Source organism: Citrobacter sp. VF227 (assembly GCF_052950715.1).
Genome location: NZ_JBRFVF010000168.1, coordinates 1 through 593, shown reverse-complemented (window position 1 = coordinate 593; position 593 = coordinate 1). Strand labels below are relative to the sequence as shown.

The window sequence follows — 593 nt, the reverse complement described above, 5'->3', positions numbered from 1 at the left end:
GGCCTCGAATTCGCCCCTACGGGATCCTGGAGCCGAAGGACGACGCGGCCTTTAAGGCGGCCGTCGACAAGGCGGTGGTCGAGCTGATCCAGGACGGGACCGTGACGCGGCCCTACGGCAAGTATTTCGAGCAGCCGACCCCGCCGAAGGGCATCAACTTGGAGTTGCCGAATAGCGACGTGCTCAAGCGGGCCCTCGCCAACCCGACCGATTCCGGCGACCAGGCGGCCTACCGGTAGGGCGGCGAGACAGACATGCGAGACGATCACGGCGAAGCGACGGACGCGCCGTCCGCGGTCGACCTGCGGAGCGACACGGTCACCCGGCCGACCGAGGCGATGTACGCCCGGATGCGGTCGGCGCCGCTGGGCGACGACGGGCTCGACGCCGACCCGACCGCCCGCGCGCTGGAGGAGACCGCCGCCGCGATGCTCGGCAAGGCGGCGGCCCTGTTCGTGCCGAGCTGCACGATGGGCAACCTGCTGGCGATCCTGGCCCAGGTTCAGCGCAGCGAGCAGGTCCTGCTCGAGGCCCAGGCCCACATGCTCCACACCGAGCGCGGGGCCGCCACCCTGACCGGGGCGTTCCTGGAC

The 593-nt window shown here is 71.2% G+C and carries 1 protein-coding gene and 1 pseudogene; both read left to right on the top strand.

The genetic code is table 11. From position 1 onward, the window contains the following. A pseudogene (locus ACU8YC_RS25700) lies at window positions 1-239 on the top strand (amino acid ABC transporter substrate-binding protein); the annotation flags it as partial. 15 nt (window positions 240-254) lie between these two features. Further along, window positions 255-593 (top strand): beta-eliminating lyase-related protein (locus ACU8YC_RS25695; RefSeq protein ID WP_446896064.1); only part of this gene is annotated, 339 nt, incomplete at its 3' end.